This window comes from Neotamlana sargassicola, from assembly GCF_020523965.1.
Classification (GTDB): Bacteria; Bacteroidota; Bacteroidia; order Flavobacteriales; family Flavobacteriaceae; genus Neotamlana; species Neotamlana sargassicola.
In genome coordinates, this window is sequence record NZ_JAJAPX010000005.1 from 317,042 (window position 1) to 342,768 (window position 25,727).

The 25,727-nt window shown below is 32.7% G+C and carries 24 protein-coding genes and 1 rRNA gene; 18 read left to right on the forward strand and 7 right to left on the reverse strand.

The window, feature by feature from the left end; all coding sequences use genetic code 11:
* Positions 1-16 precede the first annotated feature (16 nt).
* From LG651_RS13330 to LG651_RS13365, 8 genes are all read left to right on the forward strand, one after another.
* Positions 17-1,093 (forward strand): LptF/LptG family permease, encoded by a 1,077-nt coding sequence (locus tag LG651_RS13330; protein WP_226696613.1) that lies wholly within the window; start codon positions 17-19, stop codon positions 1,091-1,093.
* Positions 1,080-1,976, forward strand: a complete 897-nt coding sequence (locus LG651_RS13335) for a DMT family transporter (protein ID WP_226696614.1) — start codon at positions 1,080-1,082, stop codon at positions 1,974-1,976. Before LG651_RS13330 ends, LG651_RS13335 begins: the two co-directional genes overlap by 14 nt.
* 69 nt (positions 1,977-2,045) lie before the next feature.
* Entirely contained in the window at positions 2,046-2,999 is a 954-nt protein-coding gene (locus LG651_RS13340) for an acetyl-CoA carboxylase carboxyltransferase subunit alpha (protein ID WP_226696615.1), read from the forward strand.
* 171 nt (positions 3,000-3,170) lie between these two features.
* Positions 3,171-4,709 carry a replicative DNA helicase gene (gene dnaB / locus LG651_RS13345; RefSeq protein ID WP_226696616.1) on the forward strand — a complete coding sequence of 513 codons (1,539 nt, stop codon included), beginning with the start codon at positions 3,171-3,173 and terminating at the stop codon, positions 4,707-4,709.
* A gap of 44 nt (positions 4,710-4,753) precedes the next feature.
* Positions 4,754-5,767 (forward strand): AI-2E family transporter, encoded by a 1,014-nt coding sequence (locus LG651_RS13350; RefSeq protein WP_226696617.1) that lies wholly within the window; start codon positions 4,754-4,756, stop codon positions 5,765-5,767.
* Between the two features lie 56 nt (positions 5,768-5,823).
* Positions 5,824-6,744 carry an aminotransferase class IV gene (locus tag LG651_RS13355; RefSeq protein ID WP_226696618.1) on the forward strand — a complete coding sequence of 307 codons (921 nt, stop codon included), beginning with the start codon at positions 5,824-5,826 and terminating at the stop codon, positions 6,742-6,744.
* Position 6,745: 1 nt separating this feature from the next.
* Positions 6,746-7,471, forward strand: coding sequence for a sulfotransferase-like domain-containing protein (locus LG651_RS13360; protein ID WP_226696619.1), 726 nt, complete (start codon positions 6,746-6,748; stop codon positions 7,469-7,471).
* Positions 7,472-7,582: 111 nt separating this feature from the next.
* Positions 7,583-8,767, forward strand: a complete 1,185-nt coding sequence (locus LG651_RS13365; RefSeq protein WP_394371672.1) for an asparagine synthetase B — start codon at positions 7,583-7,585, stop codon at positions 8,765-8,767.
* 684 nt (positions 8,768-9,451) lie between these two features.
* Here the strand turns inward: LG651_RS13365 and LG651_RS13370 are convergent.
* Complete coding sequence (locus LG651_RS13370) at positions 9,452-9,892, reverse strand: hypothetical protein (RefSeq protein WP_226696621.1); 441 nt, start codon at positions 9,890-9,892, stop codon at positions 9,452-9,454.
* Between the two features lie 114 nt (positions 9,893-10,006).
* Here LG651_RS13370 and LG651_RS13375 point away from each other — a divergent pair, with 114 nt between their 5' ends.
* Entirely contained in the window at positions 10,007-10,429 is a 423-nt protein-coding gene (locus LG651_RS13375) for a secondary thiamine-phosphate synthase enzyme YjbQ (RefSeq protein ID WP_226696622.1), read from the forward strand.
* Here the strand turns inward: LG651_RS13375 and LG651_RS13380 are convergent.
* The 5 genes from LG651_RS13380 to thrS all read right to left on the reverse strand — a co-directional run bounded on the left by LG651_RS13380 (position 10,426) and on the right by thrS (position 14,653).
* Positions 10,426-11,229 (reverse strand): HAD family hydrolase, encoded by an 804-nt coding sequence (locus LG651_RS13380; protein ID WP_226696623.1) that lies wholly within the window; start codon positions 11,227-11,229, stop codon positions 10,426-10,428. The two genes, LG651_RS13375 and LG651_RS13380, sit on opposite strands and share 4 nt — an antisense overlap.
* A gap of 132 nt (positions 11,230-11,361) precedes the next feature.
* Positions 11,362-11,706, reverse strand: coding sequence for a 50S ribosomal protein L20 (gene rplT / locus LG651_RS13385; RefSeq protein WP_044626052.1), 345 nt, complete (start codon positions 11,704-11,706; stop codon positions 11,362-11,364).
* 123 nt (positions 11,707-11,829) lie between these two features.
* Entirely contained in the window at positions 11,830-12,027 is a 198-nt protein-coding gene (gene rpmI / locus LG651_RS13390; RefSeq protein WP_226696624.1) for a 50S ribosomal protein L35, read from the reverse strand.
* A 102-nt stretch (positions 12,028-12,129) separates the two neighbouring features.
* Positions 12,130-12,672 (reverse strand): translation initiation factor IF-3, encoded by a 543-nt coding sequence (gene infC / locus LG651_RS13395; protein WP_082048545.1) that lies wholly within the window; start codon positions 12,670-12,672, stop codon positions 12,130-12,132.
* A gap of 46 nt (positions 12,673-12,718) precedes the next feature.
* On the reverse strand, positions 12,719-14,653 hold the full coding sequence (gene thrS, locus LG651_RS13400) for a threonine--tRNA ligase (RefSeq protein WP_226696625.1): 1,935 nt from the start codon (positions 14,651-14,653) through the stop codon (positions 12,719-12,721).
* 340 nt (positions 14,654-14,993) lie between these two features.
* Here thrS and LG651_RS13405 point away from each other — a divergent pair, with 340 nt between their 5' ends.
* The 7 genes from LG651_RS13405 (at position 14,994) to LG651_RS13435 (ending at position 22,221) form a co-directional block, all read left to right on the forward strand.
* Positions 14,994-15,896 carry a hypothetical protein gene (locus LG651_RS13405; RefSeq protein WP_226696626.1) on the forward strand — a complete coding sequence of 301 codons (903 nt, stop codon included), beginning with the start codon at positions 14,994-14,996 and terminating at the stop codon, positions 15,894-15,896.
* Positions 15,897-15,994: 98 nt separating this feature from the next.
* Positions 15,995-16,237 carry a hypothetical protein gene (locus tag LG651_RS13410; protein ID WP_226696627.1) on the forward strand — a complete coding sequence of 81 codons (243 nt, stop codon included), beginning with the start codon at positions 15,995-15,997 and terminating at the stop codon, positions 16,235-16,237.
* Between the two features lie 35 nt (positions 16,238-16,272).
* On the forward strand, positions 16,273-17,310 hold the full coding sequence (locus LG651_RS13415; protein ID WP_226696628.1) for a substrate-binding domain-containing protein: 1,038 nt from the start codon (positions 16,273-16,275) through the stop codon (positions 17,308-17,310).
* 17 nt (positions 17,311-17,327) lie between these two features.
* A complete protein-coding gene (locus tag LG651_RS13420) occupies positions 17,328-18,860 on the forward strand; it encodes a sugar ABC transporter ATP-binding protein (protein WP_226696629.1) in 1,533 nt (510 codons plus the stop codon).
* 16 nt (positions 18,861-18,876) lie between these two features.
* The gene (locus LG651_RS13425) at positions 18,877-19,845 is read left to right on the forward strand and encodes an ABC transporter permease (protein ID WP_226696630.1); all 969 of its coding nucleotides are present in this window, start codon (positions 18,877-18,879) and stop codon (positions 19,843-19,845) included.
* Positions 19,846-19,849: 4 nt separating this feature from the next.
* Positions 19,850-21,334 (forward strand): mannitol dehydrogenase family protein, encoded by a 1,485-nt coding sequence (locus tag LG651_RS13430; RefSeq protein ID WP_226696631.1) that lies wholly within the window; start codon positions 19,850-19,852, stop codon positions 21,332-21,334.
* Between the two features lie 2 nt (positions 21,335-21,336).
* The gene (locus LG651_RS13435) at positions 21,337-22,221 is read left to right on the forward strand and encodes a carbohydrate kinase family protein (RefSeq protein ID WP_226696632.1); all 885 of its coding nucleotides are present in this window, start codon (positions 21,337-21,339) and stop codon (positions 22,219-22,221) included.
* Positions 22,222-22,288: 67 nt separating this feature from the next.
* Here LG651_RS13435 and LG651_RS13440 read toward each other — a convergent pair whose 3' ends face one another.
* Positions 22,289-23,749, reverse strand: coding sequence for a mannitol dehydrogenase family protein (locus tag LG651_RS13440; RefSeq protein ID WP_226696633.1), 1,461 nt, complete (start codon positions 23,747-23,749; stop codon positions 22,289-22,291).
* A 118-nt stretch (positions 23,750-23,867) separates the two neighbouring features.
* Here LG651_RS13440 and LG651_RS13445 point away from each other — a divergent pair, with 118 nt between their 5' ends.
* Both LG651_RS13445 and LG651_RS13450 read left to right on the forward strand, forming a co-directional pair.
* Positions 23,868-24,593 carry an NUDIX hydrolase gene (locus tag LG651_RS13445; protein ID WP_226696634.1) on the forward strand — a complete coding sequence of 242 codons (726 nt, stop codon included), beginning with the start codon at positions 23,868-23,870 and terminating at the stop codon, positions 24,591-24,593.
* 1,034 nt (positions 24,594-25,627) lie between these two features.
* Positions 25,628-25,727: ribosomal RNA gene (locus tag LG651_RS13450) — 16S ribosomal RNA — on the forward strand; the annotation flags it as partial.

Sequence of the window (25,727 nt, forward strand, 5' to 3'; positions counted from 1 at the left end):
TAGAGGCTAAAAGCAAATGAAAATATTAGACTGGTACATATTAAAGCGTTATTTACTTACATTTTTTATGATGTTGTTGCTGTTTATTCCTATTGGAATTACAGTGCATTTAGCCGAAAAAATTGGTAAAATTCTTGAAAACGAAGTGCCACTAAACGAAGTGCTTTTGTATTTATTAGACTTTACCATTTATTTTGCGCACATCCTTTTTCCTTTATTTTTATTTATTTCGGTAATTTGGTTTACCTCAAAACTTGCCAATAATACCGAAGTTATTGCCTTTTTAAGTTCTGGTGTGTCCTTTTATAGGTTTTTACGCCCGTATATGATTGGGGCAACTATAGTTGGTTTTTTGGCCATTATTTTAGGCTTGTTTTTAGCACCAAAGGCTAGTGAAGGCTTTAATAATTTTAGTTACAAATATTTTAAAAGGAATAAAGGTGTTGTAGAAAATACCAATGTTTTTAGACAAATTAACGATAACGACATTATTTATGTTAGTTATTTTGATGTAAAACGTAACAAAGGCTCTAATTTTACTTTAGAGCATTTTGAAAACGACCAGTTAAAATATAAAATGTATGCTTCAAATATTATATACAATGAAGCAGATTCTACATACACACTAACCAATTATGTTAAGCGAACCATTGGAGAAACTAATGATGAGCTTGAAATTTTAAAGAAAAAAGATACGGTTTTTAGTTTCGAGGTAGACGATTTAATTCCAGAAATTTTCGCAGCCGAAACTAAAATGTATGGCGATTTAAAACGATTTATTGCAAAAGAAGAGGCCAGAGGTTCATCGAATGTGGGGCGCTTTAAACTGGTTTTATATCGAAAATGGAGTTTGCCAGTTTCTGTATTTATTTTAACCTTAATCGCTGTTGCTGTATCGTCAATAAAACGACGTGGTGGTATGGGCGTTAATCTAGCTTTAGGTATTTGTATCGCAATGGTTTTTGTGTTTTTCGATAAAATTTTTGGTGTTATGGCAGAACAGTCTGATTTCTCGCCAATAATTGCTGTTTGGTTCCCAAACTTTATTTTTAGCATCTTAGCTATTTATTTGTTATACAATGCCAAGCGCTAATTTAAAAAGCTACTTACATTTACATCTATTAGTTTTTATAGCTGGTTTTACAGCTATTCTCGGTGAACTAATTTCTATTACTGCAGTGCCATTAGTTTGGTTTCGTATGGTATTTGCATCAGTTTTAATGCTTTTTTATATTAAAGTTGCCAAAATAAGTTTAAAAATTGAGTTAAAGTCTGTTTTAAAGCTAGCGCTTGCTGGAGTAATTATTGCTTTACACTGGATTACTTTTTTTGGCGCTATCGATGAAGCTAACATTTCTATTGCCTTAGCCATGTTTTCTACCGGTGCATTTTTTGCATCTTTTATAGAACCTATTATTTACAAACGAGGCATTATTTGGTACGAAATTCTTTTTGGATTAATTGTGGTTTTTGGTATTGTAATTATCACTCAAAGTGAACTAAAATATTTAAAGGGTATCATATTGGGCATACTTTCAGCATTTTTGTCATCGTTATTTGCAGTGTTAAATGGTAGTTTTTTAAAAAAGCATTCGGCCACAGTAATTTCCTTTTACGAGTTTTTAAGCGGGATTCTATTTATTTCGGCCTATATTTTTATTTCCAAAGAAGGGTTTTCTTTTCAATTTTTTAGTTTAAGCAAACCCGATTTTTTGTATTTGTTTATTCTAGCATCTGTTTGTACTACCTATGCTTTTATTGCTTCAGTATATATAATGAAGGATATTAGCCCATATACCGTTGTGCTAACCTATAATTTAGAACCAATTTATGGTATAATTTTAGCTGTAGTATTATTCCCAGAAAAGGAAATAATGACATCTAACTTTTATTTAGGGGCTAGCGTTATTTTAAGCGTTATTCTGTTAAATGCCGTTATAAAATATAGAAGAAAGCGAAAAACAAAACTTACTTAGCTAATAAAAGCCATAAAGTTTTTATATTTGTACACTAACCAAAATTTAAAAAATCATTAATAAATTCTTATGGAATATTTAGAATTTGAACTCCCAATAAAAGAACTAGAAGACCAATTAGATAAATGTAAAATTATTGGTGAAGAAAGCGAAGTAGATGTAACCGAAACTTGTTCGCAAATAGAAAAAAAACTAGCAGAAACTAAAAAAGATCTTTATAAGAACTTAACACCTTGGCAGCGTGTGCAATTATCGCGTCATCCTAATAGACCTTATACTTTAGATTATATTAAGGCCATTTGTGGCGATTCTTTTTTAGAATTACATGGTGATCGAAATATTAAGGACGATAAAGCCATGGTAGGTGGTTTAGGTAAAATTGGTGATCAAAGTTTTATGTTTATTGGCCAGCAAAAAGGTTACAATACAAAAACAAGACAGTATAGAAATTTTGGTATGGCAAACCCAGAAGGATATCGAAAGGCATTACGATTAATGAAATCGGCCGAGAAATTTGGTATTCCTGTGGTAACTTTTATTGATACTCCCGGTGCGTATCCAGGTTTAGAAGCAGAGGAGCGCGGACAAGGAGAGGCAATAGCAAGAAATATTCTTGAAATGACTCGACTTCAAGTGCCAATTATTTCTGTAATTATTGGCGAAGGTGCCTCGGGTGGTGCCTTAGGTATTGGTGTAGGAGATAAAGTGCTTATGTTAGAAAACACTTGGTATTCTGTAATTTCACCAGAAAACTGTTCGTCCATTTTATGGCGCAGTTGGGAATATAAAGAGCAAGCTGCCGAAGCTTTAAAATTAACGGCTAGCGATGCCAAAAAGATTAAAGTTGTAGACGAAATTATTAAAGAACCTGTTGGTGGAGCACATAGAGATAGAGAAAAAACATTTGTTACCGTTAGTAATAAAATTGTTAAAACCTACGAAGCTTTAAAAACCTTATCGACTAAAGATTTGGTAGCACAGCGTATGGAAAAGTATTCGCAAATGGGCGTTTTTAAAGACTAGAACAAAAATTTACATATTTTAAAAAAAAAATCTGAAGACATAAGCTTCAGATTTTTTTTTCACTTATTCACAATTTTTATAAGTTATTAACAGTTAAATTGTTAACCTTTAGTGAACAATCCTAATTATTTTTTAAACTAATTTCACTTCTTTTTACTTACTTTCGTAGTTATGAAACAACCTAATCAGTTACAAGGATATAAAGTTGATAAAAGCACAATTATCAACTTAGAGAAAGGGAAAATACCGCCTCAAGCTCTTGATTTAGAAGAGGTTGTGTTGGGGGCAATGATGATTGATAAAAAAGGCGTTGATGAAGTAATTGATATTTTAAGTGCCGATGCTTTTTACAAAGAAGCGCATAAACATATATTTGAAGCTATTTTTCAGTTATTCGAAAATAGCGAGCCAATTGACTTATTAACAGTTTCATCGCAGTTAAAGAAAAATGGAAAACTAGAACTTGCTGGCGGCGATTTTTACCTTATTTCTTTAACCCAAAAAGTATCTTCTTCTGCACATATTGAGTTTCATGCTCGTATTATTTTGCAAAAATTTATTCAGCGTAGCTTAATTAAAATTTCGAGTGAAATAATTGAAGAAGCTTACGACGAAACTAAAGATGTTTTTGATTTACTCGATACCGCCGAATCTAAACTTTATGAAGTTACTCAAGGAAACATTAAAAAGTCGAGTGAAACGGCTCAAGAATTGGTAATTCAGGCTAAGAAAAAAATTGAAGAAATATCGAATAAAGAAGGGTTAAGTGGTATTCCAACAGGGTTTACAAAACTCGATAAATTAACTTCTGGCTGGCAACCATCCGATTTAATTATTGTGGCGGCTCGTCCTGGTATGGGTAAAACAGCTTTAACTTTATCTATGGCAAGAAACATTGCTGTCGATCAAAATCAGGCTGTGGCATTTTTCTCTTTAGAGATGGCATCGGTGCAGTTAATTACGCGTTTAATATCGAGTGAAACAGGGCTTTCTTCAGAAAAATTAAGAACCGGTAAATTAGAAAAACACGAGTGGGAGCAGCTTAATGTTAAAGTAAAGAGTTTAGAAAAAGCACCGCTATTTATTGATGATACTCCTTCGCTTTCCATATTCGATTTACGTGCAAAAGCCCGCCGTTTGGCATCGCAACACGATATTAAGTTAATTATGATTGATTACCTGCAGTTAATGACAGCAGGTGGTGGTCATGGCGGTAACCGTGAACAAGAAATTTCCATGATTTCTCGAAACCTTAAAGCCTTGGCAAAAGAACTTAATGTGCCAGTAATTGCATTATCGCAGTTATCACGTGCTGTAGAAACACGTGGCGGTAGTAAACGCCCTTTACTTTCCGATTTACGTGAATCTGGAGCCATTGAGCAAGATGCAGATATTGTAAGTTTTATTTATCGTCCGGAATATTATAAAATTGATGAATGGGATGATGAAGAACGTTCGCCAACCGAGGGACAAGCCGAATTTATTATTGCAAAACACCGTAACGGTGGTTTAGAGAATATTCGATTAAAATTCTTAGGACATTTAGGTAAATTCGATAATTTGGATGATTTTGATTCGCCTTTCGAGTTTCATTCTAAAATGAATGAAGGATCAGATGATGGTTTTTCGGCAAGTAACTTTAGTGCAACACCAGACCAAGCTTTTGGAAGTGCGCTAAACGATCAAGACGACGACGAAGTTCCGTTTTAAGCCCCGAAACTTACTTTCTTAAAATTTAATCTTTCAAAGTAACTATGCTAAAAGAGCGTAAAACCACTAATATTTTACTTTTAATAATCGTAATTCCTATTGTGTTTTACTTGTTAAAAGTACTCTCTTTTATATTTATTCCATTGGTTTTTGCCATGTTTATTGCCTTGTTATTTTTACCAATTATGCGTTGGTTATCTAAACGAAATGTGCATAAAGTAATAAGTATAATTATCGTTTTTTTATTAATTGCTGGCGGGTTGGCTATAGGAATTGAGCTTATAAAACTTTCTAGTAAACAAATTTTATCCAGCAATACTACATTTTTTACAGAAGCCGAAGTAAAGCTTAATCAAGCCGCTATGTATTTAGAAAATTCGTTTGGTTTAGTTATAGATAGAGATAAAAGTATACTTTCTCAATTCATAAAAAAGGAAAATATAGGAACAACCGTTGGCTTTTTAAATAAGTTTTTAACAGGCGTTTTAATGACCGTTTTTTTCGTGGTTTTATTGTTAGCAGAATCAATTAACATGCACGACGTTTTAAACAAGGTGGTTTTAAAACAGAAAAGAACATCGTTGTTAACGTATGGTAAAATTCAAAAAGAGATAAATACTTTTATAAAGGTAAAGTTTTTAGTAAGTTTTTTAACAGGCGTTGGCACAGGGTTGGCTTGTTATTTTTTCGATGTGAGTTTCCCAATTTTCTGGGGTCTTTTCGCGTTTGTTATTAATTTTGTGCAAATGGTAGGCTCGTTTATTGCCGTTTTATCGTTGTCGGTTTTTGCATTTATAGAGCTCGACCCAACCAGTACCTTGTTTTTCTTTATTTTAGTTATTTCTGGAGTTCAGGTGTTATTTGGAGCGATTTTAGAACCTATATTTATGGGAAAATCTTTTAAAATAAACGTTATTACTGTTTTAATAATGCTTATGTTTTGGGGCTTTTTATGGGGCATTCCAGGTTTAATTATGGCCATTCCTATTACTGTTTTTCTCAAAATTATTTTCGAGCAATTTCCTAGCACCAAACAAATATCCGATTTAATTTCTTAGTATAAATCTTCTAGTTTTATTACCTTTCTTTTTCAATTTAATAAAAAGAAAATTCTATGGTTCATGGAACTCATAATGCTTTAGAAGATATCCGGAATAAGGATATAAAAATTTACATTAATGGCGAGTTTTTCTCCAGAACTGATGCTAAAATTTCAGTTTTCGATAGTGGTTATTTAGTTGGAGATGGTATTTGGGAAGCCTTACGTTTGCATAATGGCGTTTTGGTTTTTTTAGAAGATCATTTTGAACGATTATGGCAAGCTGCAGCAACAGTAGGTATGCAATTTCCGTTTACCCAAAAAGAACTTGAAGACGAAGTCTGGAAAGTTTTAAAATTAAATAATATGTATGATGATGTGCACGTGCGCATCATGATTACTCGAGGAATTAAAAAAACACCATCTCAAGATCCTAGATTAACCATATCAGGTCCAAATGTGGTTATTGTGCCAGAATTCAAAAAAGCATCAAACGAAAGTAAAGAAAAAGGAATTACCCTGTTTACAAGTACCATTCGTCGTGGCTCACCCGATTATTTAGATCCTCGATTAAATTGCCACAGTAAACTTCACGAAGTTCAAGCACTCGTGCAGGCTATTGAGGCTGGTGCCGACGAAGCTTTAATGCTAGATATAAACGGTTTTGTTTCTACCTGCAACGCTACTAACTTTTTTATTATAAAAAATAATGAAGTTTGGACCTCCACTGGAGCTTATTGTATGAATGGTATTACCAGAGCAAAAGTGATTGAAGCTTGTGAAAAAAATAATATTGTTTGCAAACAAAAAGATTTTTCTCTTTTCGATGTTTACGGGGCCGATGAAGCCTTTGTTACCGGAACTTTTGGCGGTTTAACACCGGTAACTAAAATTGATGGACGAACTATTGGGCAAAAACCTTATGGCGATTTTACCAGAAAACTAAGCACTTTGTATAACAACTTAATTGAAGATTACGTAAATAATAACGCTTAGAATGAAAAATATAACAAGAATTTGCTTGTGGTCTGGACCACGAAATATTTCTACAGCATTAATGTATGCTTTTGCACAGCGTGAAGACACCAAAGTTTTCGATGAACCTTTGTACGGATATTATTTAAAAAATACACAAGCCAAGGAATACCATCCTGGATCGGAAGATATATTAAAGTCTATGGAGAATGACGGTGAAAAAGTGATAGAATTTATGATGAACGAGGCAGGTAAACCTGTATTATTCTTTAAAAATATGACGCATCATTTGTTAGATTTAGATCGGGAGTTTATGAAGGATGTAGTTAATGTTATTCTAACTCGAAATCCAGAGGAGATGATTCCTTCTTTTGCAAAAGTTATTGAAAATCCAACTATTAACGATATTGGTTATGCACAGCATAGTGAACTAATTTCTTATTTTAAATCGAAAGATATTGAGCCTATTGTGCTCGATTCAACAAAACTATTACAAAACCCAGAAAAGGTGTTACGAGCGTTTTGTAATAAAGCCAATATTGATTTTAATGAAAATATGCTGAAATGGAACATGGGGGCGAGGCCAGAAGATGGAGTTTGGGCGAAATATTGGTATGCTAATGTGCATAAAAGCACAGGGTTTTCAAAATATAAAAAGAAAACTGAAGCATTTCCAGAATACTTATTGCCATTATTGGAAGAATGCCAGCCGCATTACAACACCCTTTTACCATATGCTATAAGTTAAACAATAAAACTCTTAAATTTTAGTTACTTTTACTTAATGAAGAAGCCCTTAGCCATAATTTTGTTCCTGTTATTTTACTTAAATACGTATGCATCTTACATACTTGTACCAATGGATGCCGATTCTCAAAAAAATCATTTAAAAGCTTATGGTATAACCTACTGGACTTTAAATAGGCAACTAAAAGTAAAGTGGTTATTAAATTATCGAGGTGGTTCTTTTTTATTACCAGACACCGAAGAAATACAACGAGAATGTAAAATACGAGGCGTAAGTTTCGAAGTTATTTCCAATAGTAAAGCAGAAAATATTTTGCAGGAAATTAATAGCCCAAGTAAAAATATGGAAGCTGTTGTATTAGAAAAAGCACCTAAAATTGCTGTTTATACACCCGATGGTAAACAGCCTTGGGACGATGCGGTGACTATGGTTTTAAAATATGCCGAAATACCTTATGAAACAGTTTATGATGAAGAAGTTTTAAATGATGGCTTATTGGTTTTCGATTGGTTGCATTTGCATCATGAAGATTTTACTGGGCAATATGGAAAGTTTTATGCACAATACAGGGCGGCTTCGTGGTATATAGAAGAAAAAACAACAGCAGAAAGCAGAGCCAGACGTTTTGGTTTTGCAAAAGTATCGGACGAAAAGCTTGCTGTAGCTTTAAAAATTAGAAATTACGTTGTAGGTGGCGGTTTTATGTTTGCAATGTGCAGTGCAACCGATAGTTTCGATATTGCATTGTCGGCCGAAGGAGTGGATATTTGCGAACCGATGTTTGATGGCGATGGAAGCGATCCTGGATATCAAAATAAAATAGATTATAATAAAACTTTTGCTTTTACTAATTTTACTTTAGAAAGAAGTCCATTGGTCTACGAGTTTTCATCAATAGATATGACTCAAAAGCGAAGAATTCCTAAAACAAGCGATTATTTTACACTTATGGAATATTCGGCAAAATGGGATCCTATTCCAACCATGTTGTGCCAAAACCATACGGTTTTAGTAAAAGGTTTTATGGGGCAAACCACGTCTTTTTCTAGAGAAGAAATTAAGTCGAATGTTTTAGTCATGGGTGAAACCAAGGTTAACGGAGAAGCCAAGTATATTCACGGTATAAAGGGCAAAGGCTTTTTTACATTTTACGGTGGCCATGATCCTGAAGATTATCAGCATAAAGTTGGCGATGCTAAAACCGAGTTAGATTTACATCCAACATCGCCAGGATATAGATTAATATTAAATAATGTATTATTTCCCGCAGCCAAAAAGAAAAAGCAGAAAACTTAATAAAAATAAAACCTAAAGTTATGTTACTTGGATTCTTAATAAGTTTAATGGGGCTGTTTTTTTTAATTTTTAATACGATAATTTTTATAAATAATAAAAAAGCGAGAAAAAATGTATCGAACATTTTTATTTATTATTTAGTTGCGTTATCAGTTATTGAAATTTGTTGTCATTGTATTGGGTATTTAAGACCCAATTCAAATTTTTTTCTATCTCATTTTTATTTCATCTTCCAGTTTATCTTTCTTAGCTATCTATATTTTACCTTATTTAAATCCATAAACGTTAAAAAAGCGATTATTTTATTGTTGGTTTGTGAGTTATGTATAGTTGGTTTTAGCTATTTTAAAAATCCATCATTATTTTGGCAGTTTAATTCTGTTGAAATTATTTCAACTTCTGCAGTATTAATTGTATTAGCACTTTTATTCATTTATAAAAACTTCGAATTTGTGCATGATTATTTTAATTTTTCAATTGGATTAATCATGTATTTAATGTGTAGCATTTTTATATTTCTATCAGGGAATACAGAACTGGTTTTTATTGAAAAACCTTATTTAGATATTTGGGTGCTAAATTCGGTATTTTACATATTTTTTCAATTTATGATTTATAAAGAATACCGCTATTTTTGTAAAAAAGAAGCTTAAAGACATTAAAAAAATAAAGTAATGCTTTGCATTAATCAACTTGAATTAAAATGCGCTTAAAATTATAAGTAAATCCATCGCTTACAGTTCCTGTAGATAGTTGTGTACCATCCAGCGTAAAATCGCCCACCGAAGTAAACGTTACCAAACCATATTCGGTATCGTTAATAGTTAAATACAAATTGTCTCCAATTTGTTCTTCAAGATAGGTATAAGTTCCAGTATCTAGGCAATCTTCTTTTGTGTCGTCTTCATTTTGGTTGTTAATGGTTAGTGTATTATTCGTGCCATCAAACTCCCAAATAATGGTGTTTAATTCAAATTCATATGTTATTCCAGAAACACCACCATTTGTTTCAACTAAATGCCACTCTTCTCTGTAGTTTATGGTTTCATTATAGGTGACAGATTCATCATTGCAATTGGTAAATAATGTGATAAAACAAATAAATGCTATTAAATTCAGTTTCATATTTTTTTTGCTTTTTATTTATTATTTAGATGATGATTGGCGTAAATGGTTGCGTTACATTCTTAAAAATTATTAAGTTCGTAGTTATATTAAAAAGTTTTAAAAATAATTGGCATGACCTTTTATCAAAAAGAAATAAAACTACCAAGTTTTAAACGCGGTTTTCATTTAATTACTGCTGAAATTTTAGAGGCATTACCCGAAATAGCCAATATTAGTATTGGGCAGTTACAAGTTTTTATAAAACATACTTCTGCGAGTTTAACAATTAATGAAAATGCCGATTATACCGTAAGATTAGATTTTGAAAGTCATTTTAATAAAATGGTTCCGGAAAAAGCACCTTATTATATACACACTTACGAAGGTCCAGACGATATGCCAGCACACATTAAAGCATCTTTGCTAGGTGCTTCGGTACAAATACCAATTACAAATGGTAAATTAAACCTAGGTATTTGGCAAGGTGTTTATTTATGTGAGCATAGAGATTATGGCGGTTCTAGAAAAGTTGTTATTACAGCATACGGCAATTAAATTTTAGCTTTAAGTAGTTTATCGATAATATATTCTACGCCAAAATCGTTATTACTTTTGGTGCTATAATTTGCGGTTTGTTTTACATTTTCATGTGCATTTTCCATAGCAAAACTATATTCAGCAAGTTGTAGCATTTCCAAATCGTTATTATAGTCGCCAAAAACCATAGTTTCTTTTTCTGTAATATTAAAAGTGTCTTGTAGTAATTTTAAGGCATGACCTTTGTTCGCTAAAGTGTCAGAAATATCTAGCCAGTTTTTTCCAGAAATTTTAATTAAAAAATCGTTTTCAAATGATTTAACTAAAGGATATATAAATTTTTCGGAATCTTCAGAATGGTAAAGCGCCACTTTCATTATATCTTCTTCTATTTCATCTACGCTATCAATAACTTTAAAAGTAGGGTAGTATTCAGATAAAACAGAAATATATCCGAAGGAATTACTTTTAAAATAACCTTTACTTTTGGTGCAAAACACTGGGTGAATATGGCTATTTGCATCAATTATTTTCTCTAAAGCATATAAATTATTGCGATTTATATGGGTAGAAAGGAGTTGTTCGTTGTTATTAATTACCAGGCCACCATTTTCTGCAACAACAATAATGTCGTCTTTAATTGCACTTAATTTATCAATTATGCTGTAATATGGACGTCCACTAGCAGCAACAAACATAATGTTGTGTTTTTTTAAGTCTTCAAACTGTTTAAAAAATAAGTTGCTTACTTCGTGGTTAGAGTTGAGTAGCGTGCCATCCATGTCGCTTACTACTAATTTAATTTTCGATAAATCCATATAAAATTATTAGTATGTAAAAATACAGTTATCTTTAAGAAGTAATGTTTAAAAAATATTAAATAAAAAAAATCCAACTCGTAAAAGTTGGATTTTTAATTAAGCGAATATGTTTTACAATAGGCTAAAGCCTTATTTTACTTTTTCTACTACAGCTTTAAAAGCTTCAGGGTTATTCATCGCTAAATCGGCTAAAACCTTACGGTTTAATTCGATATCGTTAGCTTTTAATTTCCCCATAAATTGAGAATAAGATAAACCGTGTAAACGGGCACCTGCATTAATACGGGTAATCCATAAAGCACGAAATGTTCTTTTTTTGTTTCTACGGTCTCTGTACGAGTATTGCATCGCTTTATCAACCGCATTTTTTGCTACTGTCCAAACGTTTTTACGACGTCCAAAGTAACCTTTTGCTTGTTTAAGAACCTTTTTTCTACGGGCTCTTTTTGCTACAGAATTTACTGATCTTGGCATAATTTTAAATGTTTTTGTAGAGGGCGACCTAATTTAGGCACTTTTAACGCGGTACTTTTAATTTTTGTACGTTGTTGCCACACTCCAGGGTTTATAAATTGTTTTAACCGATTAAAACGAATGTTACTTTAAACGCATCATTGTTTTAATGTTATCTTCGTCAGCCTTATGTACTAATGTATCATGAGTTAACGCTAGCTTACGCTTTTTAGACTTCTTTGTTAAGATGTGACTTTTAAAAGCGTGCTTTCTTTTAATTTTACCAGTACCAGTTAGCTTAAAGCGTTTTTTGGCACTAGATTTTGTTTTCATTTTAGGCATTTTTCTTCCTAGTTTTAATTATCGCTTAATTATTTTTAATGCTGAACCGGTAATACCAATTCAGCATTGTATTGTTTATTCCTGAAAAAAATCAGGTGGTATTTAACTTTTATGTGGAGCGATAAACATAGTCATACGTTTACCTTCCAATTTAGGCATTTGTTCTACCTTACCATATTCTTCTAGATCTTGCGCTAAACGAAGCAATAAAATTTGTCCTTGTTCTTTAAAGATAATTGAACGTCCTTTAAAAAATACAAAGGCTTTTAATTTAGCACCTTCTTTTAAGAATTTTTCGGCGTGTTTCTTTTTAAATTCGTAATCATGATCATCGGTTTGAGGACCAAAACGAATTTCTTTAATCGTAACTTTACTTGCTTTGGCTTTTAAAGCTTTATCGCGTTTCTTTTGTTCGTAAAGAAACTTTTTATAGTCCATAACTTTACAAACAGGAGGTTCCGCATTTGGCGAAATCTCAACAAGATCTAAGCCTAACTCATCTGCAATTCTTAAAGCATTACCTTTTGTGTAAATGCCCATTTCTACATTGTCTCCAACAAGACGTAGTTTTTGTGCAGTAATTTTAGAATTAATTTTATGTTTGTCTTCTTGTACAACGCGTCTTGGTTGCTGTCTTCTTCTAATTGCTATGGCGTAATAATTTTAAATTAAACTTTATATAATATATTTCTTAAAACGATTTTAACGTTTTTTGTATGTCGGTTTTTATAATATTTACAAATTCTTCTATCGTAATCATGCCTAAATCTTCACCTCCATGTTTACGAACCGTAATTTTGCCTTCTTGCTCTTCTTGTTCTCCAATTATAAGCATATACGGATGTTTTTGTAATTCAGACTCTCGTATTTTTTTTCCAATAGTCTCATTTCTATGGTCTACGAGGGCGCGAATTTCGTGATTTTCTAGCAAATTTAAAACTTTTTCGGAGTATTTTTCATATTTCTCGCTTATAGATAGTATAATTGCTTGTGTTGGCATTAACCATAACGGGAAATTTCCTCCTGTATGTTCTAAAAGTAATGCTACAAAACGCTCTAAACTACCAAAAGGCGCGCGATGAATCATTATTGGTCTGTGAGATTCATTGTCACTACCTTTATAGCTTAATTCAAAGCGCTCAGGCAAGTTGTAATCTACTTGAATGGTACCAAGTTGCCAACGTCTTCCTAAGGCATCTTTTACCATAAAATCAAGTTTAGGACCGTAAAATGCAGCTTCACCTTCTTCAATAACATAATCTAAACCTTTGTCTGAAGCAGCATTAATAATAGCTTGTTCTGCTTTTTCCCAATTGGCAACATCACCAATATATTTGTCGGGATTTTCAGGATCCCTTACAGATACTTGTGCGGTAAAGTTTTCGAAACCTAAAGATCCAAATACATAAAGTACTAAATCTATTACGTTTTTAAATTCCGAATCTAACTGATCAGGTGTACAGAAAATATGAGCATCATCTTGAGTGAAACCACGAACACGAGTTAAACCGTGTAATTCGCCACTTTGTTCGTAACGATATACGGTACCAAACTCAGCATAACGCACAGGTAAATCTTTATAACTCCATTGGAAATTATTGTAAACTTCACAGTGGTGCGGGCAGTTCATGGGTTTTAATAAAAACTCTTCGTCTTCTTTAGGAGTTGTAATAGGCTGAAAGCTGTCTTCTCCATATTTAGCGTAATGCCCAGAAGTAACATAAAGCTCTTTTTGACCAATATGCGGTGTTACCACCATTTCGTAGCCTGCTTTTTTTTGTGCTGCTTTTAAGAAATTTTCTAAGCGTTCACGTAAAGCGGCACCTTTAGGAAGCCATAAAGGTAAGCCTTGACCCACTTTTTGTGAGAATGTAAATAACTCTAGTTCTTTACCTAGTTTCCTGTGGTCTCGTTTTTTTGCTTCTTCGAGTAAATTTAGGTATTCGGTTAATTCTTTTTGTTTAGGAAAGGAAATTCCATAAACACGTGTTAGCTGCGGTTTATTTTCATCACCACGCCAATACGCCCCAGCAACACTTAGTATTTTTACAGCTTTTATCATACCAGTGTTTGGTATGTGTCCACCTCGACATAAATCGGTAAATGTAGAATGGTCGCAAAATGTAATTGTGCCGTCTTCGAGATTTTGAATAAGCTCGGTTTTAAACTCGTTATTTTTATAAAGCTCAAGCGCTTCGGCTTTGGTAGCAGAGCGCATGCTAAAGTCGTGTTTTCCTCGAGCTATTTCTAGCATTTTGTTTTCAATAGCTTTAAAATCTTTATCAGAAATAGATATTTCTCCAAAATCTACATCATAATAAAAACCGTTTTCAATAGCTGGTCCTATGGTGAGTTTCGCATTAGGATACAATTCTTCAATAGCTTGGGCTAAAACGTGAGCCGAACTATGCCAAAATGCTTTTTTTCCTTCCTCGTCTCTCCAGGTATATAATACTAAATTACCATCTGTTGTTAATGGGGTTACAGTTTCAATAGTTGTACCATTGTATTTTGCAGAAATAACGTTTCTCGCAAAACCTTCGCTTATACTTTTAGCAACATCCATAGGTGTTACACCTTGTTCAAATGTTTTTACCGTGCCATCGGGTAACGTAATATGTATCATAAATTAAATTGAAATTCTATGCAAAGATAATAGTATAACAATAGACTTACAATATTAAATGTGGCTATAATTTTAAATTATTTACGGATTTTTTATGTGATTTATTATTTCTTTTAAAAATTCTTATGTTAAATTATTAAACGTAAAAACAACGTTTAAAAGATTTTGTTAATTATTTTTTGTTAAAATCTAATTTTTTTTAATTTTTTTTCAAAAATGGCTTGATTTGTAGTTTTTTAAGTTCTTTTTTTAAAATCGTATTCAAATCTATTATATATTTGTAATTATTAAACGTTAAAAATACGTTTAATAAAATACCACTACTAAATAAGATGAAATAATGAAAAAAGAATTAAATTTAAAAAAACAATCTGGTGATGTTCTTAATGTTAAATTGCTTCAAGGTCTTTATTTAAAGACACGAAGCGTTGTTTTACTTTTTGGGTTAATTGCCTTTGTTTTTTTGTGCAATAGCAATGTAGTTGCTCAAGAAGTTGATAATCCAGATTTAAATGATAATTACAAAGCTTTTACCGCTGGCGGTCATTTAAAAAACATGCATATATGGCACGGGTTTGTTGTGCATCCGGGGGCATTATTTGCTACTAATTTAGAGTACAATACCAGAAATAAGAAGTTTACCTTTGGTTTTTGGGGTGGGGCAAGTTTTACTACTGTAGATGTTTATAATCCCGATTCCAACGAATACGTGAGTGCTAATTACAAAGAGTTTTCTATTTACGCGGTTTATAGGTTTTCTAATAAATTCTTTGTTGAAGCTGTTACTCATAACAACTATACAGGTGTTGAAGAACGTGGTGATGTTTTGCATTATTGGAGTTACGACAAAACACAAGGCTATAATTTTGTCGATTTAAACTTTGGCTATAATATTACCGATAACACCTTACTTTATTTAGCGACTATTTTGGCTGGACGATCTGGCGATTACGAAGTACAAACCGATGGGTCTTTAAAAGACTCTTGGACGCATTACTTCGAAATTAAAAGCAAAGTATGGCAAAAAAACGATTATAATTTATCTTTATTTGCTGGAGGTGCTTGGTCGTTTTTTACCGATAAAACATTTTATACACAAGGAGCAGGTAATGTAATTAATGTTGGTGCTGCATTGTCAAAAAACATTAATATAGGTGCTTATAAAATGCCTGTTGAAGTTACTGCAATGTGGAATCCGGAACAAGAAAAAACGGTTTTACAACTAGATATAACTTTATTTTAATACAGTTAATTGATGTGTTTATAGTTAAAACCAAATTATAAGGGGATGTTTTAATGGAGAAAAAGAATGACAGAATTGTGGAAAGAACTGGGAATAAAATGGAGATAAATAATATTATAGATGTGGTAGGTTATACCAGAAGGGACAATCAGTCATTTATTAATTCTGATCTTTTACCAATAGGAACAAAAGTTACTATTGTGGATAATGTAGGCATTTGGGGGACGTTAGCAGGTCAAGAAAAAACTATTACTGGTTATGTAAAGGTTTTGGGTAAAATAATGGGCTACGAATGCGATGAAGAAGGGTTTTTCTTAAATCACGATTTTCAATTAACATAAATCATACAACTAAATAAGAAATATAAATGAAAACAATGAAACAAATTTGGAGTGTGTTTTTAACATTGCTTCTTGTTGTAACTGCGGTAAATTGTGCAGAACCACTAGAAGGAAGCGAATCAAAAAACCAGAGCGATGGTGCGCAAGGCGAGATTATTGCTAGTAAAATTGATTTAACCGGAAAAAAAATAGGCTATTGTACACCGTCGTTAAATGCGCCGTACTATCAGGCATTATTTCAAAGTGTAAAAGCTAATGCGGAAAAAAATGGAATGATTTTTTTATCGGCAGACGGGCAAGACGATATTAACAAACAAGTTGCGGCGGTCGAAGATTTAATTACCAAAGGGGTAGATGCTTTATTGCTTAACCCAAAAGATCCTGAGGCATTGGTTGGGGTAACTAAATTAGCAAAAAAAGCAGGTATTCCTGTTTTTATTCTCGATAGTTCTATTAATCCTGAAGCCGATTATGTAACTACCATACAGTCGAATAACCATGCTAACGGTGCGCTTGCTGGAGAATGGCTTGCTAAAAAGTTTGGAAGACAAAAAATGAACATTGCCTTACTCAGTGGTAATGCTGGTAATCCAGTTGGTCGAACACGAAAGCAAGGTCTTTTAGAAGGTATAACCGAAGAACAATTACGTAGCATTGGTAAAATAGATTTAGATGTAAAAACCCAAATGTATACCGATTGGTCTTACGCAGGAGGTTTAAAAGCCATGGAGGATGTCTTGGTTGCGCACCCAGATATTAATGTGGTTATTACAGAATCTGATGTTTGTGTTTTAGGTGCTATTAAAGCCATTGCGCAAGCTGGAAAAACCGACGATATTTTAATTGTGGCTGCTGCCGACGGACAAAAAGAAGCAATTAAGTATATAATGGAGACCGATTTTTATGGTTGTACAGCCATGAACAGTCCTGTGCAAATTGGTAAAAACGCTGTAGAGTACGCTATTCAATATATGAATGGTAAACGAGATTTTCCAAAAACTTCGTTTACACCACCGTTATTAATTACAAAGCAGAATGCTGCTAAGTATTATAACCCGAAAGCTATTTTTTAACCCAAAACTTTTTAATTATGAAAAATGATAAAAGCGAGTACCGTTTAGAAATGACGGGTATTTCAAAAAGTTTTGGACCCGTTTCTGTACTTAAAAATGTAAATATTAAAATAGCACATGGCGAAATTCATGCTTTACTAGGAGAAAATGGTGCAGGAAAATCTACTTTAATGAAAATTTTAAGTGGTGTACATCAAAAAGATTCTGGGAAAGTATTGCTAAACGGTACAGAAATACATCCTAAAAACACACACGACGGACAGGTTTTAGGGATTAGTGTTGTTTACCAAGAATTGTCTTTAGTTAACGATTTATCGGTTGCCGAAAATATTTATTTGCACAAATTAGGCGCGAGTAAATTTTGGATGAATTGGAAAGAGATCACAGAAAATGCTCAAAAGTTAATCGATTCTTTAGGTTTTAAAATTGATGCTTCGGCCATAGTTAGAGATTTAAGTATTGTGCAAAAACAAGTGGTTGAAATCGCTAAGGCCTTATCGGAAGACACGAAAGTTTTGGTTTTAGATGAGCCTACAACGGTTTTCGATCCGAATGATGCACAAAAATTGTTCGACAATTTAAATAGGTTAAAAAATGAAGGTGTTTCAATCATATACATTTCTCATCATTTAGAAGAAATTTTTAAAATTGCCGATACCGTTACGGTACTTCGAGATGGAGTAGATACAGGAACTTTAGCGGTTTCAGATACAAATCCAGACGATGTAATTCGGTTAATGATTGGTCGTGAGTTAAAAGACATGTTCCCGAAGAGAGATATCGAAATTTCTGAAGACGTAATTCTTGAAGTTAAAAATTTATATGGGAAAGACAATATTGTTAACGATGTAAGTTTTTCGGTTAAACCAGGAGAAGTTTTAGGAATCGCAGGATTAGGAGGAAGCGGACGTACAGAAATGGCTAAACTTATTTTTGGTGCAGAAAAGAAAAAATCTGGAACCATTATTTTAAACGGTAAAGAGGTTAAAACTAACTCGCCTGTCGATGCGGTTGGTTTAGAAATTGGTTTTGTATCAGAAGACAGAAAAGAGGAAGGCGTGTTTTTGCCACTTTCAATACGAAAAAACATAAGCGTTACTAGTTTTAATGCTATCTCTAATCGTTTCGGCTTTTTAGATATTAAAAAGGAATTTTCAAATGTATTAGGACTCATAGGGAAGTTAAATATTAAAACACCTAATTCCGAAGTGGATGTAAAAAACTTAAGCGGTGGCAATCAGCAAAAAGTAGCGTTAGCTAAATGGTTAAGTATCGATAGTAAAGTAATTTTTATCGATGAGCCAACGCGAGGTGTAGATGTTGGTGCTAAAGTTGAAATTTATAACCTAATTAACGAAGTGGTTAAAAAAGGTGTTGGTGTAGTCGTTATATCTTCCGATATGCCAGAAATTATGGGGATAGCAGATCGTATTTTAGTTATGCATGAAGGTACTATTTACGGTGAGTTGGCTAAACATCAATTTTCTGAAGAAAATATTCTACGCTATTCAATAGGTAAACCACTAAAGCAAAATATCCAATTAAACTAAATAAAATATTTCAAAAATGACTTTAACATTAAAAGAGCAACTTAGTAGCCCAAGGGGATTACTAAAGTTATTAGTTAAATATAATACTATTTTCATTTTCGTACTGTTGGTAATTTTTTCAGCAGTTATTTCCGATGTGTTTTTTACATCAGTAAACTTATCAAACTTATTAAAACAAGTGTCTGGTATTGGAGTAATAAGTATAGGTATGCTTTTAGTTATTTTAACAGGAGGTATCGATTTGTCAGTTGGTTCTATGGTGGCGTTATTGGCTGTAATTTTTGCCATATTCATTAACTTATTTGCATTACCGTTAGCAATTTTGCTAACAGTTGTGCTCGGTTTTGCTATTGGAAGTTTATCAGGCTATTTAGTGGCTTTTCAAAAAATGGCACCATTTATTGCAACCTTAGCTTTAATGACGGTGGCTCGTGGTATGGCATTTATTTATTCTAAAGGTTCTCCTATTACTTTTTCAACGAAAGGCGGTTTGTTTATGTCTAACTTTGCAAACAATTCTACTTTAGGTATTCCAAATATTGCAATTGTATTCTTTTTAATTGTAATCTGCGCTATGGTTTTATTGCGTTATAATGTATTTGGAAGATTAATTATAGCCATGGGAAGTAACGAGGAAGCTTCACGTTTATCTGGAATTAATGTAAAAAAATATAAATTTTTAGTATATGCTATTTCTGGAGCTTTGGCTGCCGTTGCTGCAATTATTGTTGCGTCTAGAACAAATTTAGGGTCACCAAATATGGGGATGGCTTGGGAGCTTGATGCTATTGCTGCTGTAGTAATAGGTGGAGCAAGTTTAAATGGTGGAAAAGGAACTGCTATTAATACGTTAATGGGGGTTTTAATTCTTGGCCTTATCGGAAATATTTTAAACTTATTAAATGTGCCATCATACCCACAACAAGTTGTAAAAGGTGGTATTATAATTTTTGCTGTGCTTTTACAGCGTTTCGAAAACAAATAAAACAATGACTAATTTAAATTCAAATAATTTAACCGAAATTTCTAAAAGTGTTTCGGTTCCTAACTACAACCGTTCTAACATTAAAACGGGTATTGTTCATGTTGGTATTGGTGGGTTTCACAGAGCGCACGAAGCCTTTTATATTGATGAGTTATTACGTAGTAATGAAGCTCGAAATTGGGGAATTTGTGGTGTCGCATTATTAGAATATGACACAAAAATATATCAAACTTTAAAATCACAAGACGGTTTATATACTTTAATTGTTAAAGAGTTAGATGGTTCGCTTTCAAATCGTGTTATAGGTTCTATAGTAGACGTGATGTTTGCGCCCGAAAATCCCTGGGCCGTAGTAAAAAAAATGGCAAACCCAGAAACAAAAATAATTACACTAACAATAACCGAAGGCGGTTATAATTTTAATGAGGCCACTGGAGAGTTTGTTATCGAAAACCCTTTAATTCAACATGATTTAGGTAATCCAAAAACACCTAAAACTGTTTTTGGATATTTAACGCAAGCGCTAAAACTTCGAAAAGAAAATAATCAAGAAGGTTTAACCATACAGTCCTGCGATAATATACAAGGTAACGGTCATGTCACTAAAAAAATGTTGTTAAGCTTTATAGAGCATGCAGAACCAGAACTTGTATCTTGGGTTGAAAAAAATGTGTCTTTTCCGAATAGTATGGTCGATAGAATTACACCAGCTACGGTGCCGGCAGATATTTCAATTTTAAAAAATACAACCAGAATTATCGATGAATGGCCTGTGGTTTGCGAACCTTTTAAACAATGGGTAATTGAAGATGATTTTGTAGCAGGACGACCTGCATGGGAAAAAGTAGGAGCTCAATTTGTTGATGATGTGGTTCCATACGAAAAAATGAAACTCACTTTATTAAACGCGGGGCATTCCGTATTGGGAATTTTGGGAGCTTTAATAGGTTATAATACTATTGATGAAACCGTACATGACGAACAGTTGAGTCTGTTCTTAAAAACATATATGAATCAGGAAGTAACGCCAACATTAGGAAACTTAAAAGGGGTTAATTTAGATGAGTATAAACAAACGCTTTTAGAGCGTTTTGGAAATACTCATATTAAAGATCAAGTAGAGCGTATATGTTCCGAAAGTTCTGCAAAAATTCCAAAATTTATTTTACCAACTGTAATTTCTAATTTAAAAAATAACAGGTCTGTAGATTTAGCTGCATTTGTTTTAGCTGCTTGGGCAGTTTACAGTTTAGGTAAAAACGAAAACGAAGAAGATATAATTATAAAGGACGCTATGGAAACGGTTTTAAACCAAAAAGCGAATGAAGCTAAAGTGAATCCTAAGTTGTTTTTGGAGTTAGAATCTATTTTTGGAGATTTAAAATCGTCTGAAACATTTGTAGATAGTTTTGAAAATGCTTACAAAAACATAACCGAATTTGGAGTTAAAAAAGGTATTTTTGAGTTAAATAAGAGTTTAATAGGATAATTATGACAAAAATAGCTTGTTTCGGTGAAATTTTATGGGATGTTTTTCCTAATCATGAAAAAATTGGTGGCGCACCTTTAAATGTTGCCGCTAGATTAAAATCGTTCGATAACGATGTGTCTATGATTAGTAAAATTGGTGAAGATGAAAAAGGAGAGAAGTTAATCGAGTTTTTAAAGCAGAGAAAAATTAATGTTGAAGGTGTACAAGTAGATACAGCTTATAAAACTGGAAATGTTACTGTAATGCTTAACGAAAAAGGTTCGGCATCTTACGATATTGAATATCCGCGCGCTTGGGATAAAATAAAATTCACCAACACATTAAAAACTATAGTAGAGTCGTCCGATGTTTTTGTGTTTGGTAGTTTGGTAACCCGCGACGAGGTGTCTCGTAATACGCTTTACGATTTAATTAAAGTTGCCAAAACTAAAATTTTCGATGTTAATTTAAGAGAACCTTATTATACCAGCGAAATTTTAGAGTATTTAATGAATCAGGCAGATTTTATAAAGTTTAACGACGACGAAATTTTTGAAATCGCTAAAAAGCTAAATTCAAATGCACAGTCTTTAGAGCAAATAGTTCGTTTTATTGCAGATAAAACTAATACAAAAACTATTTGTGTAACTAAAGGAAGGCACGGAGCTATACTGTTTTATAATAATGTGTTTTACTATAATAGCGGTTATCAAATTGTAGTGAAAGATACCGTTGGTGCTGGCGATTCGTTTCTTGCATCTTTAATTAATAAATTATTTAAAAACGCATCACCTCAAGAAGCTATAGATTTTGCTTGTGCTGTTGGTGCTTTAGTTGCTAGTAAAGAAGGTGCAAATCCAGAATTAAAACCCGAAGAAATTACTGCTATTATGGGAAATAGTTAGCAGAAAGTTTGTTTATATAGTTGTTGTTTAGGGCTTCGCATTTAGTGAAGCCTTTTTTTTGTATTTATTATGCTTTACATATTATATTAATACAGGTTTTAATATCATTATTGCGCAAGAGGTTTAATGATGATGTGTAGCTTTCTGTAAAGGTGTCATTTTTACTTAAATCGCCAAAAACCGATTCTATTTCTAGAAACTTCAGCGGGTTTTGGTAGGATAGTGCGGCGCTTCTAATTAAAGTACCACTAATATTATCATTAATATTGTACGAAGTTTTGCTATCATTTAAACCATCGTTATATCTACACCAAGCCGCAATTATAAACGCTGCCTTTGTAATTGATTTTTTTTGTTTAAGTAAATCGTTAATTGTTGGCAGTATAAACAATGGGATTTTCGATGAGCTTTCCGAGCAAATACGAGAAAGCCTATCATTTAAATAAGGGTTTTTAAATCGGTTAACTAAGTTGTGTTGGTAGCTCTTTATGTTTTCGGTATTCAAATCATGTAAGGTAGGTAATACTTCGTCATTCATATAAAGTGTTAAAAAAAGCATCAAACTATCGTCTGTTGCCGCTTCATAAACATTTTTATATCCGCAAATAGTACCTAAAATTCCCAAAACACTATGTCCAGCATTAAGTAATCTTAGTTTCATTCTTTCAAAACCAGAAATCGAATCAGTAAACATAACACCAACTTTTTCCCATGAGGGTTTTTCGTGTAAAAAACGATCTTCTATAATCCATTGACTAAACGGCTCACAAATTACAGGCCATTGGTCGTCTATAGCAAACTCGTTTTTTAAGGCGTCAATATCTTTAAAGTCTGTAACTGTTGTAATTCTGTCTACCATACTATTAGGAAAAGTCGTGTTTTTACTTATCCAATCGAGTAATTCGGGTTCCGTTTTGCTAACATAATTAAAAAGCGCTTCCTTAATAGTATCGCCATTGGCCTTAATATTGTCGCAAGAAAGTATAGTACAACCCGGTAAATTACGTAGTTTTCTTAATTTTAAAGCCTGGGTTAAGTATCCAAAAACAGTTTTAGGTTTAAAAGGGGTTTTAATATCCTCCTCTATAAAAGGATGATTAATATTAAAAGCGCCTGTTACTTCGTTTAATTGGTAGCCATCTTCAGCAATAGTTAGCGAAATAATTTTAATATCTGGGTTTGCCATTTTTTCAATAACAGCAAGCGGATTCTCGGGGCCAAAAAAGTATTCTACAATAGCACCTATTATTCTAGCTTTATGATTGCCTTCAGGGTCTTTAGTGTATAATGTGTAAAGACCATCTTGATCTTTTAAAATATTATATATTTTTCTATCTGTTTCTAATAAATCAACACCACAAATACCATAATTAAGTTCATTAAACTTATTAATTAATTCATCTGTATAGTAAGCTTGGTGCGATCTATGAAAACTACTAACCCCAATATGTAAAATACTTGTTTTAATAAGGTCTCTATTAAAGGTAGGAGTTAAAACTGTTTCGGGTAACAGTTTTAAGTTTTTCATATTTAGCTGGTACGTTTTATTCATAAATAAGGTATTGGTAAAAACTTATAAATAATAGAGTAAAAAAATATATAATGCTTAAATTTGTAAAAGCGTAAATTTAACGTTTTTCATTGAGATGGATTTTAGAAAAATCGATAATTTATCGGTCGACTGTGTTTTGTTAAAAATAGAAAACAAAGTATTAAAAGTTTTGTTACGAAAACGAAACCTAAACTTGTTTGCCGAAAACTTACCTGTAGTAGACGATTGGGTATTGCCGGGGCACTATGTTTTAAAAAGTAATAACCTAGGCGAAACAGCCAATCGTGTTTTCGAAGAACTTACAGGCGAAAAGCATCTTAATAAAAATCAATTTCGAGCTTACGGTAACGCAGCTAGAATAAATACCGAAACCGATTTACTTTGGGTGCGCAGTCGAGGAGCCACCACACGAACCATAACCGTAGCGTATTACCTTATATTAGCATCCAACAAAAAGCTATTAAACTCTAGCGGGGTAGAGTGGTTCAATATAAAAGATTTGCCTCAGTTAGGTTTCGATCATGAAAAAATAATAACAGATGCATTCAACGATATAAAGAGTAAAATCAACACCGAACCGTTGGTCTTTAATTTTATGCCCGTAAAATTTACGCTCAATGAACTACAAACAGTGTTCGAAGTTCTTCTCGATACAGAGCTCGATAATCGCAACTTCCGAAAAAAAATAACGAGCAAGTCCTATATAGTACCCTTAGAAGAAAAGCGAAAAGGGCAATCCAAAAAACCGTCACGACTTTATATGTTTAGTAACGACGTCTACAATCAAATTGTCGAAACAGGTTATATTATTAACATTTAAAAACTATTAATCAAGGCATTCCCACGCCAAAAAAAATTGTCGCGGTCGGGCTTTGCGCTATATCTTTTTGTGCGTACCTTCAAAAAGGATGCCGCTACAATCCCTAATGCGGGTAATATTGCCAAGGCAGATTTAAGCAATAAGGTATAGGATTATCAAAAAGGTTACAACATATATATAATAAAAGGTATTTATTTATAAATAATAGATAAAGTATAGAGGTTTATTGCTGCTTAAATTATGTCATCACCACAAATCTCAAGAATCGAAAAACACAAGAATCTAACCAAGCATTCTAAATCTGGATCAAAAACCCAGGTCAAAAAAGCATTTTGTACTAGGTAAATTTAAAAAAGATTATGGTGTAAATAACGGGTACTAAGGGAGTTCTGTTTAATAATTAAAAAAAGGTTATAAAAAGTTTGTTTAAAAGAGAAAAAGGGGAGTATATTTGCACCCGCAAAAACGGGCAACTGTTGGCGCAACGTTCATAGACAAATAGAGAAACAAGTAATAAAAGGTTTTAAAAAAACTTTAAAAAAGTTTCAAAAAAGTATTGCAGAAACAAAAAAGGGTTGTATGTTTGCACCCCGCAAAAAACAGGAAGCTGTTTTAGCGTGAAAGTTCTTAAATATTAATCGAAACTAAAGATAAAGAAAGACTTAAAATTTTTTTAAAAAAAGTTTCAAAAAAATGTTGTAGAAACGAAAAAAGGGTTTTACATTTGCACCCGCAAAAACGGGTAATAAAAAAACCTAAAAGTTCTTGAAAAAACACTGAGTATTGATTTTAATTTTTTTTCAAAAAAAAGTCAAAAAAAGTTTTGAGATTTAAAAAAGGGTTTTATATTTGCACCCGCTTAACAAGGAAACGAGTTAAGAAAAGAAAAAGATAAGTTCATAAACATATTGAATTGACAGCGTAAGATTGGTATTGGAAACGATACTAATCGACAAAGAGAATAAGCCATTTTGAGTACCTTAGAGATATTCTTTTAGTTGTTAAAAATAATAGTGGAAACACTTAAAAATTTAACGATGAAGAGTTTGATCCTGGCTCAGGATGAACGCTAGCGGCAGGCCTAACACATGCAAGTCGAGGGGTAACATAGAGAAGCTTGCTTTTCTGATGACG

Coding starts and splice junctions, on each gene's coding strand:
- LG651_RS13330 (WP_226696613.1), top strand. CDS start 17: ATGAAAATATTAGACTGGTACATATTAAAGCGTTATTTACTTACATTT.
- LG651_RS13335 (WP_226696614.1), top strand. CDS start 1,080: ATGCCAAGCGCTAATTTAAAAAGCTACTTACATTTACATCTATTAGTT.
- LG651_RS13340 (WP_226696615.1), top strand. CDS start 2,046: ATGGAATATTTAGAATTTGAACTCCCAATAAAAGAACTAGAAGACCAA.
- dnaB (WP_226696616.1), top strand. CDS start 3,171: ATGAAACAACCTAATCAGTTACAAGGATATAAAGTTGATAAAAGCACA.
- LG651_RS13350 (WP_226696617.1), top strand. CDS start 4,754: ATGCTAAAAGAGCGTAAAACCACTAATATTTTACTTTTAATAATCGTA.
- LG651_RS13355 (WP_226696618.1), top strand. CDS start 5,824: ATGGTTCATGGAACTCATAATGCTTTAGAAGATATCCGGAATAAGGAT.
- LG651_RS13360 (WP_226696619.1), top strand. CDS start 6,746: ATGAAAAATATAACAAGAATTTGCTTGTGGTCTGGACCACGAAATATT.
- LG651_RS13365 (WP_394371672.1), top strand. CDS start 7,583: ATGGATGCCGATTCTCAAAAAAATCATTTAAAAGCTTATGGTATAACC.
- LG651_RS13370 (WP_226696621.1), bottom strand. CDS start 9,892: ATGAAACTGAATTTAATAGCATTTATTTGTTTTATCACATTATTTACC.
- LG651_RS13375 (WP_226696622.1), top strand. CDS start 10,007: ATGACCTTTTATCAAAAAGAAATAAAACTACCAAGTTTTAAACGCGGT.
- LG651_RS13380 (WP_226696623.1), bottom strand. CDS start 11,229: ATGGATTTATCGAAAATTAAATTAGTAGTAAGCGACATGGATGGCACG.
- rplT (WP_044626052.1), bottom strand. CDS start 11,706: ATGCCAAGATCAGTAAATTCTGTAGCAAAAAGAGCCCGTAGAAAAAAG.
- rpmI (WP_226696624.1), bottom strand. CDS start 12,027: ATGCCTAAAATGAAAACAAAATCTAGTGCCAAAAAACGCTTTAAGCTA.
- thrS (WP_226696625.1), bottom strand. CDS start 14,653: ATGATACATATTACGTTACCCGATGGCACGGTAAAAACATTTGAACAA.
- LG651_RS13405 (WP_226696626.1), top strand. CDS start 14,994: ATGAAAAAAGAATTAAATTTAAAAAAACAATCTGGTGATGTTCTTAAT.
- LG651_RS13410 (WP_226696627.1), top strand. CDS start 15,995: ATGGAGATAAATAATATTATAGATGTGGTAGGTTATACCAGAAGGGAC.
- LG651_RS13415 (WP_226696628.1), top strand. CDS start 16,273: ATGAAACAAATTTGGAGTGTGTTTTTAACATTGCTTCTTGTTGTAACT.
- LG651_RS13420 (WP_226696629.1), top strand. CDS start 17,328: ATGAAAAATGATAAAAGCGAGTACCGTTTAGAAATGACGGGTATTTCA.
- LG651_RS13425 (WP_226696630.1), top strand. CDS start 18,877: ATGACTTTAACATTAAAAGAGCAACTTAGTAGCCCAAGGGGATTACTA.
- LG651_RS13430 (WP_226696631.1), top strand. CDS start 19,850: ATGACTAATTTAAATTCAAATAATTTAACCGAAATTTCTAAAAGTGTT.
- LG651_RS13435 (WP_226696632.1), top strand. CDS start 21,337: ATGACAAAAATAGCTTGTTTCGGTGAAATTTTATGGGATGTTTTTCCT.
- LG651_RS13440 (WP_226696633.1), bottom strand. CDS start 23,749: ATGAAAAACTTAAAACTGTTACCCGAAACAGTTTTAACTCCTACCTTT.
- LG651_RS13445 (WP_226696634.1), top strand. CDS start 23,868: ATGGATTTTAGAAAAATCGATAATTTATCGGTCGACTGTGTTTTGTTA.